This is a genomic window from Pseudomonas tremae, assembly GCF_001401155.1.
In the GTDB taxonomy this organism is placed as follows: Bacteria; Pseudomonadota; Gammaproteobacteria; order Pseudomonadales; family Pseudomonadaceae; genus Aquipseudomonas; species Aquipseudomonas tremae.
Genome location: NZ_LJRO01000009.1, coordinates 1 through 394, shown reverse-complemented (window position 1 = coordinate 394; position 394 = coordinate 1). Strand labels below are relative to the sequence as shown.

Genomic DNA, 394 nt, shown 5'->3' with positions numbered 1-394 from the left:
ACCAAGTACCCGACACCAAGGTTTTCAACCGTGCGGGCTACTGGCAGCTGTCCATGGGAAAGCGCCTGTACCTGTTCAACAAGTCCGCCATAGTCGACGCGGCCCACGGACACGGTTTGAGCCGCGTGATAAAGGCGCTGGAGGCAGGTGGGATGCTGGCCAGCCGTGACACTGACCGTGAGAGCCGAAAAACGAAGAAATACCGAATCCCGGGTGGCGGTTCGGCCCGCCTATACGTGATCGATCCAGAGGTCATGGACGGTGAAGGTGGTAACGCATGAACAACACCTTTATCCACCGCATGCAAATGCCCGAGTTCACAGGAACCTATTTTCTTGGGGAACAGGGGGAACGGGGGAACAGCCCGTATCTACGGGGCTTTAAGCCGCTCCCC

At 58.1% G+C, this 394-nt stretch carries 1 pseudogene; it reads left to right on the top strand.

Annotated features, from left to right (window positions below):
• Positions 1-281: pseudogene (locus tag ALO43_RS00040) on the top strand (DUF927 domain-containing protein); the annotation flags it as partial.
• Positions 282-394 lie beyond the last annotated feature (113 nt).